Source organism: Pseudomonas syringae (assembly GCF_000737245.1).
In the GTDB taxonomy this organism is placed as follows: Bacteria; Pseudomonadota; Gammaproteobacteria; order Pseudomonadales; family Pseudomonadaceae; genus Aquipseudomonas; species Aquipseudomonas syringae_J.
Genome location: NZ_JPQU01000023.1, coordinates 167,596 through 184,204, shown reverse-complemented (window position 1 = coordinate 184,204; position 16,609 = coordinate 167,596). Strand labels below are relative to the sequence as shown.

At 56.9% G+C, this 16,609-nt stretch carries 11 protein-coding genes; 2 read left to right on the top strand and 9 right to left on the bottom strand.

All coding sequences use genetic code 11. The features are described from left to right. Positions 1–89 precede the first annotated feature (89 nt). From IV01_RS17935 to nhaA, 6 genes are all read right to left on the bottom strand, one after another. Positions 90–452: a histone-like nucleoid-structuring protein, MvaT/MvaU family gene (locus IV01_RS17935; RefSeq protein ID WP_032627225.1), complete on the bottom strand. Its 363-nt coding sequence runs from the start codon at positions 450–452 to the stop codon at positions 90–92. Positions 453–817: 365 nt separating this feature from the next. Further along, a complete protein-coding gene (locus tag IV01_RS17940; protein WP_032627329.1) occupies positions 818–1,918 on the bottom strand; it encodes a tetratricopeptide repeat protein in 1,101 nt (366 codons plus the stop codon). Positions 1,919–2,069: 151 nt separating this feature from the next. After that, positions 2,070–3,467 (bottom strand): efflux transporter outer membrane subunit, encoded by a 1,398-nt coding sequence (locus IV01_RS17945; protein WP_032627224.1) that lies wholly within the window; start codon positions 3,465–3,467, stop codon positions 2,070–2,072. Next, a complete protein-coding gene (locus IV01_RS17950; RefSeq protein WP_032627223.1) occupies positions 3,467–6,658 on the bottom strand; it encodes an efflux RND transporter permease subunit in 3,192 nt (1,063 codons plus the stop codon). The genes IV01_RS17945 and IV01_RS17950 overlap by 1 nt, the downstream gene beginning before the upstream one ends. Before the next feature lie 10 nt (positions 6,659–6,668). Further along, a complete protein-coding gene (gene mexE, locus IV01_RS17955) occupies positions 6,669–7,910 on the bottom strand; it encodes a multidrug efflux RND transporter periplasmic adaptor subunit MexE (protein ID WP_032627222.1) in 1,242 nt (413 codons plus the stop codon). Positions 7,911–8,117: 207 nt separating this feature from the next. Then, the gene (nhaA, locus tag IV01_RS0124790) at positions 8,118–9,344 is read right to left on the bottom strand and encodes a Na+/H+ antiporter NhaA (protein WP_050507337.1); all 1,227 of its coding nucleotides are present in this window, start codon (positions 9,342–9,344) and stop codon (positions 8,118–8,120) included. A 292-nt stretch (positions 9,345–9,636) separates the two neighbouring features. On the opposite strand from nhaA, the gene IV01_RS17960 reads away from it, so the two are divergent. Then, positions 9,637–11,517, top strand: a complete 1,881-nt coding sequence (locus tag IV01_RS17960) for a DUF294 nucleotidyltransferase-like domain-containing protein (protein ID WP_032627221.1) — start codon at positions 9,637–9,639, stop codon at positions 11,515–11,517. Next, positions 11,514–12,236, top strand: coding sequence for a 3'-5' exonuclease (locus IV01_RS17965; RefSeq protein ID WP_050507335.1), 723 nt, complete (start codon positions 11,514–11,516; stop codon positions 12,234–12,236). The genes IV01_RS17960 and IV01_RS17965 overlap by 4 nt, the downstream gene beginning before the upstream one ends. A 39-nt stretch (positions 12,237–12,275) precedes the next feature. On the opposite strand, the gene IV01_RS17970 is transcribed toward IV01_RS17965, so the two are convergent. The 3 genes from IV01_RS17970 to IV01_RS0124785 form a co-directional block, all read right to left on the bottom strand. Then, positions 12,276–13,388, bottom strand: coding sequence for a mechanosensitive ion channel family protein (locus IV01_RS17970; protein WP_032627326.1), 1,113 nt, complete (start codon positions 13,386–13,388; stop codon positions 12,276–12,278). A gap of 101 nt (positions 13,389–13,489) precedes the next feature. Then, the gene (locus tag IV01_RS17975; RefSeq protein ID WP_032627220.1) at positions 13,490–15,160 is read right to left on the bottom strand and encodes a BCCT family transporter; all 1,671 of its coding nucleotides are present in this window, start codon (positions 15,158–15,160) and stop codon (positions 13,490–13,492) included. Positions 15,161–15,357: 197 nt separating this feature from the next. Then, the gene (locus tag IV01_RS0124785; protein ID WP_229636101.1) at positions 15,358–16,602 is read right to left on the bottom strand and encodes a D-alanyl-D-alanine carboxypeptidase family protein; all 1,245 of its coding nucleotides are present in this window, start codon (positions 16,600–16,602) and stop codon (positions 15,358–15,360) included. Between the last annotated feature and the right edge of the window lie 7 nt (positions 16,603–16,609).

Sequence of the window (16,609 nt, the reverse complement as noted above, 5' to 3'; positions counted from 1 at the left end):
TATGAGCAGGTGTTATATGCTGACGTCAGATTATTGTCGGGCAATAAAAAGCCCCGGGAATTCGGGGCTTTTTATACTGCGTACATGGATCAAGCGCGCAGCCATGAATCTACGGTGTCGACACCGTACTGCTCTTTCCAGGATTTCAGACCGCGGTGGTTGCCACCTTTGGTTTCGATCAACTCACCCGTGTGCGGATTCTGATAAACCTTGACGACGCGGGCACGGCGGCGCTTAGGCCCTGTAGTCAGAGGCTGTGCCGACGAGCCTTTAGGGTCGAGGATGGCGATGATGTCGCGCAAACCCTTGTCATAGCTGCTCATCAGGGCCTGGAGTTTCTGTTCGAATTCAATCTCCTTTTTCAGGCCAGCGTCATTCTTCAGGGACTCCAGCTGGGCAAGCTGTTCCTGAAGGGCTTTTTCTGCTGCACGAAACTCGGCAAGTCTGGACAAATAACATACTCCGAAGGTGATTGGCTGATGCCAGCGTCACAAAGCGATAAGACAAGAACTTCTGGCTGATTCGCTCATTCGATTCCCGACCCGGGTATCCAAGCGCGCTATCCCCTGATGACACTAAGGCTTCCTGTCTATCTCGCCTCGATGAAAGGGGTAGTTGTATTCAGTAGCGTGTAAATCATGCACGTTTTTTTCGAGTTAGAAAATAGTTTTGATGCAATTAACTAGAGCACGGCCAGAATTATTGTTGTGGCGCGGCGCTGGATTGCGTTAAACAGGAAGGACTGTTTGTAAGTAATTTCTGATATTAGACGCTGACAGGCATAGATCAATTTGCGCGATTTTTCCCTTGCGTATGCCTAAAGTCCCTGTTGCAGCTCGGGGTCGTCGGGGTTCTGTTGCTCCAGTTCAGCCTGCAGGATCTGCACCTTCTGCAACTGGCCGTTTTCCTTCCAGTAGCTAATCAACAAAACACGCGCTCGGCGGTTGGCAGGCTGGCGTTGGAGGATTTCGGCGAGTTGTTTCTGGGCGGCCTCCAATTCCTGGAGGTCATGCAATGCTACCGCCAGGTCATAGCGATAGCCGACGTTGTCCTGTTCCAGCTCAACGGCCTTGGCAAGTGCGAGTAATGCGTATTCGGTCTGATCATGGGCCAGCAGCCATCTGCCCAGCGCGTGTTGAAGGCGCGACGAATCAGGATGCTGCTCCAGCAGTTGGGCCAGAAGCTGACGGGCTCGCTCGGTTTGCCCTTGTCGGTCAAGCAGATCAATGTAGGCGAGGGCCGCTTCAAGGTTCTTCGGTTCAAGCTGGGTCGCTTGTTGCACTGCCGCGAGGGCTGCTGCCGGGTTGCCGCTGTGTTCCAGGAGTCTTGCCAGTTGCAACTGGTTTTCAACGGACGGTGGCTGACTCCTGAGGAAAGCCTGCCAGGCGTCCACATTGTCCTGCAACGCGGCGTAGTACAGCCCCAGGTCGTCGGGGGTCAGATCCAGCAAGGCATTGACCGCATGCCGACGAACCGAAACATCAGGGTCATCCAGCAACGGGCCGAGCAACAGGCTTCGTTTGCCATCCGGGACGAGTATTTGTGTGGAGTCGATGGCCGCCTGTTTCACCAGCTCCGAGCCATTGCGCAGGTCTGCACTCAATAATTTCAGCGCCTGGGGGCTGGGGTAATTGCCGAGTTCGGCAAGCAGGCTGGCGCGACGGATGTCGGAGAGGTCGGTACGGGCCAGTTGCTGATACAGCACCCGTGCGGCTCCGGGCTGTCCGTTATGGGCCTGCTCCAGCGCTTGCTCGTAGGTATGGCTGAGTAGCTTGGGTGCGGGGGGCGCCGCATGTTTATTCCATGCAATGACGCCCACGAGGACTGCGATCAACAACAGTCCGATGCCTAGCCCCAGCTGTCTGCGGCGCCGAGGTTTGATCTGTGGAAAGGAGCCTTGAAAAGGCATTTTGAACATACCGATATCCATTTCTTGACGGCTTGCAGCTTCGAGGAGTGATCGCCCGGTGTCAAACGCCAATCCCTGACCCATAGCAAATGCAGCATGAAAAAAGGCCCCGCGACTCAGGAGTGGCGGGGCCTTGGCGATAACGCAAATATCAGGTGAATCAGGCCTGTGGCTGCCAGCCGCCGCCCATCGCCTTATAGATAGCGACGATGCCGTGGTACAGGTCGATCTCGGCCTGAGCCTGAGAATCTTCCGCGGCCAGGCGCTCACGCTCAGCGTCCAGCAGCACCAGGAAATCAGCGGTACCTTCGCGATACTGGACCGAAGCCAGATTGGCGGCTGCACGGCTGGCTTCACTCTGGCGGATCAGCGACAGCAGGCGCTGCTGACGTTTGTCGTAGTCGCTGAACGCGTTTTCCGATTCCTCAAGAGCGAGCAGCACTTGCTGTTCGTAGTTGGCCAGCGCGCCTTCTGCATCTGCATCGGCGCCACGAATTCGCGCTCGCACGCTACCCAGGTCAAAAGCTGCCCAGGTAATGCTTGGACCCAGAGCCCACGCTTTGGCGGCAGACGAACCGATCTGCGACCCGCGCCCTGCGGTGAATCCCAGGAAACCGCTGAGGCTGACGCGAGGGAAAAGGTCCGCCGTTTCTACGCCAATACGCGCCGTTGACGAGGCCAACTGACGTTCAGCGGAACGCACATCCGGACGATGGCGCAGCACTTGTGTCGGGTCGCCAATAGCCAGTGCCTTGGCAATGGCTGGCAGTTTCGCCGGGCTGAGGTCGACGCTGAGGTTTTCCGGACGCTCGCCCAGCAGCGTTGCAATACGATTGCGCTGGCGGACCTGTTCGGCCTGCAACTGCGGAACCGACGCTTCAACGGCTGCCAGACGCGCATCAGCGCGCACTACATCCAGCTCATTGCCGACCCCGGCATCACGCAGCTGAGCCGTTACGCCACGGGATTCCTGCTGGTTTTTCAGGTTCTCCCGGGCGATGCCTTCACGCAGCTGCGCGCCGCGCAATTGACCGTAGGCATCGACTACTTCCGCAGTGAGCGTCACCTGCAACTGATACAGGTTGGCTTCGGCGACATCCTGATCGGCGTCGCTGGCTTCCAGTTGCCGCTGAATACGCCCGAACAGGTCCAGTTCCCAGGCCATGTCCAGGCCCAGGTCGTAGCGCTCGCTGTGTACCCGACGCTCGGTAATGCCCGGTTGCTGGCCTTTGGCCTGATCACTGCTGACCCGGCTGGTGATCACCGGCATGGCGTCGTTGCTGACGTCGTCACGGATGGCTCGCGCTGCCTTCAATCGAGCGAAGGCGACCCGCAGTTCGCGGTTGCCATTCAGGGACTGGGCAACCAGCTTGTTCAGGGTCGGGTCATCAAACTGCTGCCACCAGATGGTTTCCTGGTGGCTGCGGTCGTAGTTGCCCTGGGCTGCCGAGGCAATTTTCGCCGGGGCAGTTTCAGGTGCTTTGTAATCCGGGCCGACGGCGCACGCCGCGAGAGCAAGAACCAGCAGGCTCGGCATGAACAGCTTCAACGATTTCATCAATGCGCCTCCGGGTTCAGGGTTTGCAGGCGTTTGGCCTTGGCCGCTTTGCGGGTTTGCTGACGTTCAACAAAGTTACGGATCAGTACGTAGAACACGGGTGTCAACAACAGGCCGAAGAAGGTCACACCGAGCATCCCGGAGAACACCGCAACACCCATGGCGTGGCGCATTTCAGCACCGGCACCGCTGGAGAACACCAGAGGCACCACACCCATGATGAAGGCAAAGGAGGTCATCAGGATCGGCCGCAGACGCAGACGGCACGCTTCCAGTACCGCATCGAGGGGGCTCATGCCTTCGCTCTGTTTGTCCTTGGCAAACTCGACGATCAGAATCGCGTTCTTGCACGCCAGGCCCACCAGAACAATCAAGCCGATCTGAGTGAAGATGTTGTTGTCACCCCCGGACAGGATCACCCCGGTGATGGCTGACAGCAGGGTCATCGGCACGATCAGAATCACCGCCATCGGCAGGCTCCAGCTTTCGTACTGGGCTGCCAGCACCAGGAAGGCCAGCAGTACGCAGAGCGGGAAGACCAGCAGCGCGGTGTTACCGGACAGGATTTGCTGATAGGTGATTTCCGTCCACTCATAGGTCATGCCGTTGGGCAATTCATCCTTGAGCAACTTTTCCATTGCCGCCTGGGCCTGACCCGAGCTGTAACCTGGCGCAGCTGCACCGTTGATCTCAGCGGTGATGAAGCCGTTGTAGTGCATGACGCGGTCTGGGCCTGCGGTGTCGCTGACCTTGATGAAGGTCGCCAGGGGAATCATCTCGCCCAGGTTATTGCGCACCTTCAACTGACCGATCTGGTCGGCGTCCTGACGGAATTGCTGCTCGGCCTGAACGTTGACTTGATAAGTGCGGCCGAAACGGTTGAAGTCGTTGGCATACAGCGAACCCAGGTAAACCTGCAGGGTGTCAAAGATGTCGCTGATGGCTACGCCGTGGGTCTTGGCTTTCTCCCGGTCAATGGCTGCATCGACTTGAGGCACGTTGACGGTGTAGCTGGTGAACAGCGCCGCCAGTTCGGGCACGCCCTGGCTTTTGGCGATGACGTTCATCGTCTCTTTATACAGTTCGTCGTAGCCCAGGTTGCCTCGGTCCTCGATCTGCAGGCGGAAACCACCGATGGTGCCCAGCCCTTGTACCGGCGGTGGTGGGAAGATCGCCATGTAGGCGTCCTGGATCGCAGCGTATTTGCCATTCAACGCACCGGCAATGGCCCCCGCAGACTGGCTTGGATCCTTGCGCTGGTCGAAGGGCTTGAGGGTGACGAACACGATCCCGGCGTTAGGGCTGTTGGTGAAACCGTTGATGGACAATCCCGGGAACGCGATAGCGGCTTCCACGCCGTCCTGCTTGAGGGCGATGTCCGACATGCGCTTGATCACGTCTTCGGTGCGGTCCAGGCTTGCGGCGTCCGGCAGTTGTGCAAAGGCAACCAGATACTGTTTGTCCTGCGGCGGCACAAAACCTGTCGGGGTGGTGGCGAAACCGACATAGGTCAGCACCATCAAGCCCGCGTAAAGGATCAGAGCAATACCGCTGCCACGAATCACACGGCCGACGATACCTACGTAGCTATTACTGGCCCGGGCGAACGCCCGGTTGAACGGCCGGAACAACCAGCCACCAAAGATTCGGTCCAGGAAGCGGGAAAAACGGTCCTTGGGCGCGTCATGGGCCTGAAGCAACACTGCAGACAATGCCGGTGAAAGGGTCAGGGAGTTGAACGCCGAAATCACGGTGGATATGGCGATGGTCAGGGCGAACTGCTTGTAGAACTGCCCGGTCAGCCCGGAAATGAACGCTGCAGGTACAAAGACGGCACACAGCACCAGTGCCGTTGCAATGATCGGTCCTGTTACTTCACGCATGGCGATTTTCGTGGCTTCCACCGGGTTGTGGCCAAGCTCGATGTTTCGCTCGACGTTCTCCACCACGACGATGGCATCGTCCACCACGATACCGATGGCCAGTACCAGCCCGAACAGGGACAGCGCGTTCAGCGAGAAGCCGAACAGATGCATCACCGCGAAGGTGCCGATCAGCGATACCGGAACAGCCACAAGAGGGATGATCGATGCGCGCCAGGTCTGCAGGAACAGGATCACCACCAGCACCACAAGGATCAGTGCTTCGAACAGCGTGTGAACCACTGCTTCGATAGAACCCCGGACAAACACGGTGGGGTCGTAGGCGATGGCATAGTCCATGCCTTCCGGGAAGCCTTTCTTCAATTCGGCCATCTTCGCCCGAACATCGTTGGAGATGTCGATAGCGTTGGAGCCGGGGCGCTGGAAGATCGGGATCGCTACAGCCGGTTGATTATTCAGCAGCGAGCGCAGGGCATATTGATTGGAACCGAGCTCGATCCTTGCGATGTCCCGCAGGCGAGTGATCTCGCCATCGGCACCGGCACGAATCACGATGTTTTCGAATTCCTCTTCGTTGACCAATCGACCCTGGGTGTTGACCGACATCTGGAAACTGGTGGCGCTCGGGGAGGGCGGCGCACCGAGCTGGCCGGCAGCCACCTGGCGGTTCTGTTCACGAATGGCGTTGACCACATCTGTGGCGGTCAGGTTGCGCGAGGCGGTCTTGTTCGGATCCAGCCAGACTCGCAGGGAATAATCGCCCATGCCGAACAGCTGCACATCACCGACACCGCCCAAGCGGGCCAACTCATCCTTGATATTCAGGATGGCGTAGTTGGACAGGTACAACATGTCGTAGCGCTTATCCGGCGACGTCAGGTGGACAACCATGGTCAGGTCCGGAGACGCCTTGTCGACGGTGATACCGATACGCGTCACTTCTTCTGGAAGTTTCGGCTCGGTCCGGGTCACACGGTTCTGCACCTGCACCTGGGCGTTATCCAGGTCAGTGCCCAGAGCAAAGGTGATGGTTAGCGTGATCTTGCCGTCAGCGGTAGATTGCGAGGACATATACAGCATGTTCTCGACACCGGTGATGGCTTGTTCAAGCGGTGCAGCCACGGTTTCGCCGATGACTTTCGGGTTGGCACCCGGGAAGTTGGCACGGACCACCACGGTCGGAGGCACGACTTCAGGGTATTCACTGATCGGTAACTGGAAGAGCGAGATGGAACCGGCGATCAGGATCATCAGCGACAACACCGCCGCGAAGATCGGACGCGAGATAAAGAATTGAGAGAAGTTCATCAGTTGTCCCTTAACCGCGTGGCACAGCGATGCCGGCCACCTTGACAGGTGTTTTGGGCGTCGCTTGCGGCAAGTTGCTGGCTTCTAGCGCCTGGCGTTGTTTAAGTAGCGCAGCGAGGGTATCGGCGCTGGCCATTTCGGTGACTTCCGGGGTGACAGGCTGACCTGGGCGCACTCGTTGCAAGCCCTTGACTACGATGGTGTCGTCTTTGCTCAGGCCGCTGCGCACGATGCGCAAGCCTTCCACTTTTGGTCCCAGCTCGACCGGGCGATAGGCCGGCTTGTTGTCCTTATCCATGACCAGGACGAATTTCTTGCCAAGGTCGGTGCCGACCGCTTCGTCGTTGATCAATACGGCCGAGTAAACGCCACTGCCCACCAGCTTGACCCGTGCATACAGGCCTGGAGTAAAGCTGCCGTCGCTGTTATCGAACACAGCGCGGCCACGAATAGTGCCGGTACGTGGATTGACTTGGTTATCGACGAAGTTCATCTGCCCCTGATGCGGGTTCCCCACTTCATTGGACAGGCCCAGATACACCGGGGTGGTCTGACCGCGTTGGCCTTTGCGGGCCAGGTCGGCGTATTTGAGGAAGACACGTTCGTCAGCGTCGAAGTAGGCGTAGACCTTATCGGTAGAAACCACGCTGGTCAGGGGCGTGACATCGGCGGTCACGATGTTGCCTGCGGTGATTTCTGCGCGGCTGACCCGGCCACTGATGGGGGCCGTCACCCGGGTGAAGCTCAGGTTGAGTTTCGCCAGATCCAGTTGCGCTTGAATGGCGGCAACCCCGGCGCGGGCTTCTTGTGCGGTGGTGGTGCGCGAGTCTGCCAGTTCGGCGGAAATCGCGTTGTTGGTGCGCAGGCGTTCACCGCGTTGCGCTTCGTTTTCAGTGCGGGTCGAAGTCGCGCGAGCTTGTTGAAGCTGGGCTTCCAGGCGACGAACTTCCGACTGGAAAGGGCGAGGGTCGATCTGGAACAACAAGTCACCTTTCTTGACCAGTGCACCATCGGTAAAGGCGACGGCGTCGATCTGGCCGGAAACCCGTGGGCGGATTTCGACAGTTTCCGGTGCTTCCAGGCGTCCCGTGAATTCATCCCATTCATTGACGGGCTGTTCCAGAACCTTGGCAACGCTGACCTTGGCGGCTGCCGGGGCCATCGTCGCCTCAGGCGCTTTGCCGCAAGCGCTTATCACCACCAGAGCCAAAGCGGCGAGGGGGAAGCGCAAATGATTGAATGTCTGAGCCATCGGGAAATCCGCCAGTATTGATTAGATGGGCGGATTCTGTTCCCGAGGCTTGTATTGCACGAATCGAATAAGGCAAAGGTTAATATCACTCGGAATGATATTGACCTTCTCTAATACGGTAATAATTGCCCGCTGAAGCTATGTGATGCTGCGGTTTTTGCTGCTGTTAGCGGTCTGCGGGCACGTGCTGTTTTCGTAGCGCTACATCTATTCAGTCTGATGCATCTTTGAAGGGATGCCAGCCGGTTTTGCACTGAGAAGAACGGCAACTCCCAGAGCGGCGGAAAGGACCGAGCCCAGTAATACGCCAACCTTGACCTCATCAACCAGTAGCGGATTACCGGCGAACGCCAACGCGCCGATAAACAGGCTCATGGTGAAGCCAATCCCGCACAGCAGTGCTATGCCATACAGCTGCAGCCAGCCACATTCTTCCGGCAGTTTTGCCAGGCCCGAACGAATGGCCATCGCGGAGAAACCGAATACGCCCAGTTGCTTACCTAGTAACAGCCCGAGAGCGACCCCGAGTGGCACCGGATCAATCAGATTGCCAGGCGAAATGCCTGCAAGAGAAACCCCTGCATTGGCAAAACCAAAGACCGGCACAACGGCGAAGGCGACCCAGGGGTGCAGTTTTTCTTCCAGGTGGAGAAGAGGAGACTTTCGCTCGTCGTTGGAATCACCTAGCGGAATGCAGAGTGCGAGAATGACCCCTGCCAGCGTCGCATGGACTCCAGACTGGAGCATGAAGAACCACAGTAAACCGCCCGCCACCAGGTAAGGCCAGAGCTTCCTTACGCCACAACGGTTTAACACGACCAGAAAAACGGTCACGGCCAGCGATGCCAGGAGCATGCTGATGGACAAACCACTGGTGTAGAAAAGCGCGATGATAACTACTGCCCCAAGGTCATCGAGAATCGCCAGAGCGGACAGAAAAATTTTCAAAGAAATAGGAACACGTTTGCCAAGTAGCGACAGGACGCCCAGTGCAAAGGCGATGTCCGTTGCCGCGGGAATCGCCCAGCCACCCAGGGTTTCAGGGTTTCCCCAGTTGACGGCGATGTAGATCAAGGCAGGTAAAAGCATTCCCCCCAGTGCGGCAAACCCTGGAAGCGCGCGCTGGCTCCAGCTCGATAGCTGACCCACCAGCATTTCACGCTTGATCTCCAGGCCGACCAGCATGAAGAAAATCGCCATCAACCCATCGTTGACCCAATGTTCGATCGAAAGACCGAAGAATTTGATATGCAGGGTTGAGAAGTACGTTTCAGACCAGGAGGAGTTTGCGACGATGAGTGCTGCCAGCGCAGCCGCCATCAAAATCAGGCCGCCAGCGGATTCGGCAGCGAAAAAGCGAGAGAGAAAAGCCAGCGTTGCGGGTGTTGCTCGATGGTTTTGGTCTTTTTCAAGACGCGAAGGATCCAGGTTCATAGGCACAATAACCCCGCGCGGCGGCCCGACCTGCGCTAAGTTAAACCTGCCTTGCCGCGTTTTGCGGTGACACCCAGCGGGGCATTTTACACAGATGTCCATCGCAAGACGACCCGTTACGGGCTATCCGGGGAAATACTGATGACACCGCATCCCGATGCGTGGCTGTTCACACGAGCATGGCCAGGTTGAACATCACCGAGACATGTGATTTGGTGGGTATCGGTGGAGCAGCAGCACTGCTCAGGCATTTAGCCCATTCAACACCCTCGCACATCAACCTTGAGGTTCCATGCAGATCGAGTTACTGGAGATTCGCGATCATCTTCAACGCTTCGCACCTTTCGATACGCTGCCGCAGGCATCGCTGGACGCAATCGCCCAGCGCGTAGAAGTCAGCTATTTCAAAGCCGGCAGCGATATTCTTGAGGCCGGAGCGGTTATCCAGGATTTGCACTATGTGCGCAGTGGGGCGGTGGAGGTTTACCGCCGAACAGGGGAGCTCTACAACCGGCTGGTTGAGGGCGATATCTTTGGTCAGGCAGGCTTACTGCGCAGCAACAAAGTTCGCTTTCCAGCCCGAGCCCTGGAAGACAGCCTGATTTACTTTATCCCTGCCGATGTGTTCGCCCAGCTTTGCGAGCAGCACGATGCTTTTGCCGATTTTGTCGAGGCTGAGGGCCACTCCAGGCTCAAGTCTGCCGTCGAGGCACAGGGGCGTGCGAGCGAACTGACGCAGCTCAAATGTCGGGCCTTGGTCTCCCGATCTCTGGTGTCGGTCACTAGCGATACCTCGGTGCATGACGCCGCCAAAGTCATGACCGAGCAAAGCGTTGCTTGTGTCGTGGTCATGGCCCCGGCTGACCGGGAAGCAGCAAAGATGGTCGGGATAGTGACTGATCGGGATTTGCGCACCCGCGTGGTTGCGATGGGGCGAAGCGATGGCTGTACCGCCATCAGTGAGATCATGTCCCGCGATCCTGTAGCAATACAGGCAGATGATTCGGTGTTCGAGGCCATGCTGGTCATGCTCCGGCGTAATATTCATCACCTGCCGGTCGTTCACAAGGGCCGTACCCTGGGGCTGATCAACCTGTCGGATATCATCCGCTACGAGTCGCAGAGCAGCCTGTACCTGGTCAACCGAATATCTAATCAGACCTCAGTCGCCGGACTTCGATCATTACTCAGAGACCTGCGCGGGACGTACATCAGGATGGTGCGCGATGGCGCAACGGCGCACATGATCGGCAGCGCAATTTCCGGCATCGGCCGCGCCTTTACCCAGCGCCTGATCGAACTGGCAGAGCAAGAACTGGGCCCGCCGCCAGTGCCTTATTGCTTCATGGTGCTGGGCTCCATGGCCCGGGATGAACAGTTGCTGGTGACCGATCAGGACAATGCCCTGGTCCTCGATGATCGCTTCGACCCCGTTCTGCATGACGGTTACTTCCACAAACTGGCGACCTTTGTCAGTGATGGTCTGGCAGCCTGTGGTTACAGCTATTGCAAGGGTGGAGTAATGGCCACCAACGATCAGTGGCGGCAGCCATTGCGGGTCTGGCGTGCCTACTTTGAGCAATGGATCGAAAAGCCCAATCCCGCAACGCTACTCAATAGCTGTATTTTTTTCGATCTGGACGGCGTCTATGGCCAGCTTGAACTGGTTGAGGAGCTGAAGACATTGTGTGCGCGCAAATCCAGCGCTCATCCTGGATTTCTCAACGCCATGGCCCGAATCGCGCTCAACCGCACGCCACCGTTGGGATTCTTCCGCACTTTTGTCGTGGAAACAGACGGCGAGCAGAAAAGGATTATCAATTTGAAGGGCAGAGGTACGGCCCCGCTGACCGACCTCATCCGCATCCACGCGCTGGCAGCCGCAAGCACGACGCAGAACTCTTTTGATCGCCTTGAAGCGATCAGCACAACCCGGCTTATACCACCCGACGCGGTAGAGCACTTACGTTACGCATTGGAGTTTTTGTCCATGGTCCGCATCCGGCATCAGGCAGATGCACTCGAGCAAGGGGCCACGCCGGACAATTACATCGAGCCAGAACACTTTTCCACCAGTGAAAGGCACAACCTCAAAGAGGCGTTTCAGGTTTTGAGCAACGCGCAGAACTTTCTGCGGTTTCGCTATCAAGGCAAAGGGCGTTCCTCCCTATGAGCGTTAGCAGAGCCACTGACAAACCCGAAACCCTGGACTGGGCCGGCACATTTCAAGCGCTCGCCCGGAAGGCGGTTCATCCGTGCCTGCAAAAATTCTATGAGGCGGGGGCCATTGCTGCACAGACACCTATTGACCAGGTAGAGCTGCTCGCAATGGATGTCGAGACCACTGGCCTTGACGCCAAGGCCCACAGCATTGTCAGCATCGGCCTGATACCGTTCACCTTGCAGCGGATACGCTGTGGCCAGGCGCTGTATTGGGTGATAAAACCGCCGTCAGAGCTCATTGATCAATCGATCACCTTTCACCACATCACCCATAGCGATATTTTGCATGCCCCCCCGCTGACGGAGGTGGTCGAGGCATTGTTGGACGCCATGGCGGGAAAAGTGATGGTCGTCCACTACCGAAATATCGAGCGAGGCTTTCTGGATCAGGCATTTCGCCGGTACTTGGGCGAGGGGGTGCAGTTCCCGGTCATCGATACGATGCAACTGGAAGCAAGAATGCACAGGCAGAAGCCGGGATGGCTAGACCGGCTCCTGCGCCGCCCGGAGCCTTCGATAAGGCTGGCTGACAGCCGCGCACGCTACAACCTCCCGACTTACCATGCCCACCACGCCCTGACCGATGCCCTCGCGACTGCCGAGTTACTACAGGCGCAAATAGCCAATCACTATTGTCCCGCCACCTCCATTGGTAGCTTGTGGGATTGATCTGCTGCCTCGTCCGCCAGGCATTTTTTGAAAGCTTGGTTATGTGGCGTACTCACTTCGGGGGGCGAGGGCGCTGCCATTGGGGACCGAGGCCACATGAATGGTGCGTGACGGGTGCGCGAAACTGACACCCAACTCGGTGAATGCCTCAAGTATTGCAAGATTGATTTCCTGTTGAACATCCATGTAGACGTTATAACTTGGGTCGAGCACGATGTATACGGTTTCGAACTCCAGAGCGCTGGTACCGAAGTTTCGTAAGTGACAACGATCAAATCGGGCTTTGTCCTGATGTCCGATAATACTTTCAATCAGCTCAGGCACTTTTCTGGCTTGTTCTGGAGAACAGGCATAGGTCAGCGCGACCTCAAATACAATGCGACGCTCTTGAAGTCGCTTGTAGTTCTGTATCGTGCTACTGATCATTTCGGCATTGGCCATCACAATCTGTTCGCCACCCAGACTCCGTATCCGTGTCGTCTTCAGACCCACATGTTCTACGGTGCCGGACAGCGAGCCGACAACAATAAAGTCGCCCACTTCAAAAGGCTTATCTACAGCAATAGACAGTGAAGCAAAAACATCGGCCAATATATTCTGCACCGCCAGTGCAACGGCAATGCCGCCTACACCCAGGCTTGCAACGAAGGCAGTAATGTTCACACCAACGTTGGAGAGCATGGACATCACGACGATGACCCATAGTAATACTTTCGCGCCCCACAGACTCAGTGTTGCCAGCGCACTGCCCTGGAACGTTTCGCTGGCGCCGTGGCGTCGAAAGTAGCGCGACAGCGCGAGCGCAATGGCCCGGTTGGCCCACAGCCCAACCTGCAATGCGGCTACAACAAACCAGAGACTGCTGACTCTGCCCAACCAACGCTCAGGCAAGTCAAGGAAGCCGATGCCTATCAGTATGGACGCGAGTAGCAACAGCGTATTACTGGTACCCGACAGCACTTCAACTGCGATATGGCTTATAGGGGAATTGGGTTGTGATGATTTTGCCTGGAATTTTCTAAGGAAAAACCCAATCACGGCGCTAGCGCAGACAAAACTAATTGTGGACGCTAGAAGCGCTATTACCCAATTGGCTAATGTAATACCCAAGAATTGGTAGTGTATAAAAAAATCAGTAGTTTCTTGAAACATGGGGTCCTCAGTGAAAGCCTGCGAGGACATAACTCCTGTTCAGAGTTATGCACCTCACAGATGACGTTAATTCACGTTCTCATTAACTTACCCGCTACGCATCACGATCGGGGTTCAGACATCAAGCCTTTGACCAGCGAAATGCATCCCACCATCAGTACGATCGCGAACGGTAGACCTGTTGAAACTGCCATCGCCTGCAACGCCACCAGACCGCCCCCGAGCAGCAGGGCGATAGCGATTACGCCTTCTATCACGGCCCAGAACACGCGCTGTGGTACAGGTGCGTCGACTTTGCCACCTGCGGTAATAGTGTCGATCACCAGCGAGCCGGAATCTGAGGATGTGATGAAGAAGACAATGACCAGGATGATCCCGAGGAATGAGGTGATTTCCTTGAGCGGTAATTGCCCCAGCATCGCGAACAGTTTGAGCTCCAGGACGGCATCCTTGACCCCGACAAACCCCTGGACAGTGGCTTGATCGATCGCTGTTCCTCCGAAGGTGGTCATCCACAGTACTGAAACCACCGTAGGCACCAGCAACACCGAGACGAGAAACTCTCGCACGGTTCGACCCCGACTGACGCGGGCGATAAACATCCCGACAAAGGGCGACCAACTGATCCACCAGGCCCAGTAGAACGCGGTCCAGCCTTGGGTGAACTCGGTGTCGGTACGTCCGAAGGGGTTGGAAAGGGCCGGCAAGTACTCGGCGTAAGTCACCAGGTTCTTGAAGAAGCCGGTGAAAATAGCCAGGGTCGGGCCCACCACGATAATGAACAGCAGCAGGAGCAGCGCCAGCCCCATGTTGATCTGGGACAGCAGCTTCACGCCTTTGTCCAAACCCGCCAATACCGACCAGAGCGCGATCATTGTGATGCCTATGATTAGCACCACTTTGCTCAGATTCGTGGACTTGATCCCGAATAAGTACTCAATCCCCGCAGCAGCCTGTTCGGCGCCAATCCCCAAGGATGTGGCCAGACCGAACAGCGTGGCGAAAACCGCGAGGATATCGATTATATGCCCCGGCCAACCCCAGACACGCTCACCCAGCAATGGATAAAAGATCGAGCGTATCGAGAGCGGCAGGCCTTTGTTGTAAGAGAACAGCGCGAGCGACAGGGCAACAATCGCGTAGATCGCCCAAGGGTGCAGTCCCCAGTGGAATATCGTCGAGGCCATCGCCAGGTCGGCGGAAACTTTCATATCGCCCGCAGCGCCCGATAAAGGCGCCCAGTCGGTGCGAACGCCGTTGGCGTCCAGAGTGACACCGCCCATTGACGCAGCGTAGTGCGACATAGGCTCTGCTACACCGTAGAACATCAAGCCGATGCCCATACCAGCAGCAAAGAGCATTGAAAACCAACCGATGTAAGTGTGATCTGGCTTGGCGTCTCTACCGCCCAGGCGAACCTTGCCTAGCGGCGAGACAATCAGCACCAGGCACAGCACGACAAACACATTGGCCACGCTCATGAAGAACCAGGCAAGGTGGCTGGTCAGCCAGTTTCGAATCGAACTGAACAGGGGTTCGACTTCATTCTGTAGCGCTAATGTCAGGATGACGAACAGCAAGATCGCAGCTGCCGAAATGATGAAAACCTTGCCATGGATGTCGAGCGAAAAAGAAAAGTCGCCCTTGATGTTGTCTTGGCCGATGACGTAGTCGGTGTCGATCAGATTTGCTGCTCCACTGGGAGCGGGAATGCCATCATCGCTGAGGGGCTTGGGATTGTCGGGTAGATCATCCTTAGGATTTTGACCCATGAGAGCCTCCTTGGTTAGGGCACGCGCTGGCGTGCATTTGATTTGATGCCCGCTGTTCCGAGGTTACTACCGATAGATGGTTCCCCATTATCATCAACACTGCCGAAAAAAATGACTTAACACTCCACCCATCGATTCTGACGGGGCAGGGGTCGCACCTAGCGGTTCCATGTAGGACCGTTGAGTGCGAAGTGGCGTCATTGACTGTTGCTGGAGCGCTGAAAGCTGTCAGCGACACCACTGACATGAGGCACCAGTGATCCTGAACTCGCGCCAAAAAGTTCGAGAAAGAAGAGTTTTACCGTATCCCAGGTGCGTGCCCACCAACCGCCTGATGGCTGGCTCTCGAGCGCAATCAGCGGGCGAGTCGCCAGTTTCTCGTCACCCTCGTAGAGTGTGAGGCTACCGACCACAGCGCCCATGGCAATTGGCGCAATCAGTGGCTCATTGAGGGTCAGGCGAATGTCGGTTTTGCGATTCACATTCTTTGGCAGGGTAAGCGAAATGTCGTCCAGTAACCCAACCGGTAATGTCCGGCTTTCGCCTTTCCAGATCATCGGGTTTGCCAGCACTTGGGCAGCTTTGGCATAGGTTTGGGTATCGAAGAAGCGGAACCCGTATGTCAGCAGCTTACCCGCGTCATTGGCACGATTGGCTTTTGAGGAGGAGCCGAATACCGCAGTAATCAAGCGGCGGCCGTCGCGCACTGCTGAGGTGACCATGCAATAACCTGCCGCTTCGGTATGACCAGTCTTGAGGCCGTCTACCGAACTGTCGCGCCACAGCAACAGGTTTCTGTTGGGCTGACGGATGCCATTCCAGGTGAAGTGCTTCTGTTTGTATAGCGGGTAGTAAGCCGACTCATCAATGATGATTGCCCGAGCCAGGTTCGCCATATCCTGAGCCGACGAGTAGTGGTCAGGCACTGGCAGCCCTGTCGCGTTCATGAAGTGAGTGTCTTCCAGGCCAAGCTTTTTTGCAGTGGTGTTCATGAGGTCGGCAAAGGTGTCTTCACCGCCCGCAATGTGCTCGGCCAGCGCAACACTGGCGTCATTGCCTGAGCCGATGACGATGCCTCGCAACAGGTCTTGCACGGGCACTTGGCTGCGCGGATCGAGGAACATGCGCGAACCACCCGTGCGCCAGGCGTTTTCGCTGATTGTCACCAGATCATCTTCTTTGAGGCGGCTGGCCTGAATCTCATTAGTGGCTACATAGACCGTCATCAGCTTGGTCAGACTGGCGGGCGGTAAACGTTCATGAGGGTCGTGACTGGTAATAATGTCACCGCTGGCGGCATCCATGAGTACCCAGGATTTGGCATTGAGCTGCGGCGCTGAAGGGATCATCGGCCCTGAGGGAGAAGGGGCGGCCAGGGCCGGCAAACCGGGAGCGCAAACCAGTGTCATAGCGAGCCATAGTGTCGGATATTTCACGAACATCAAGCCT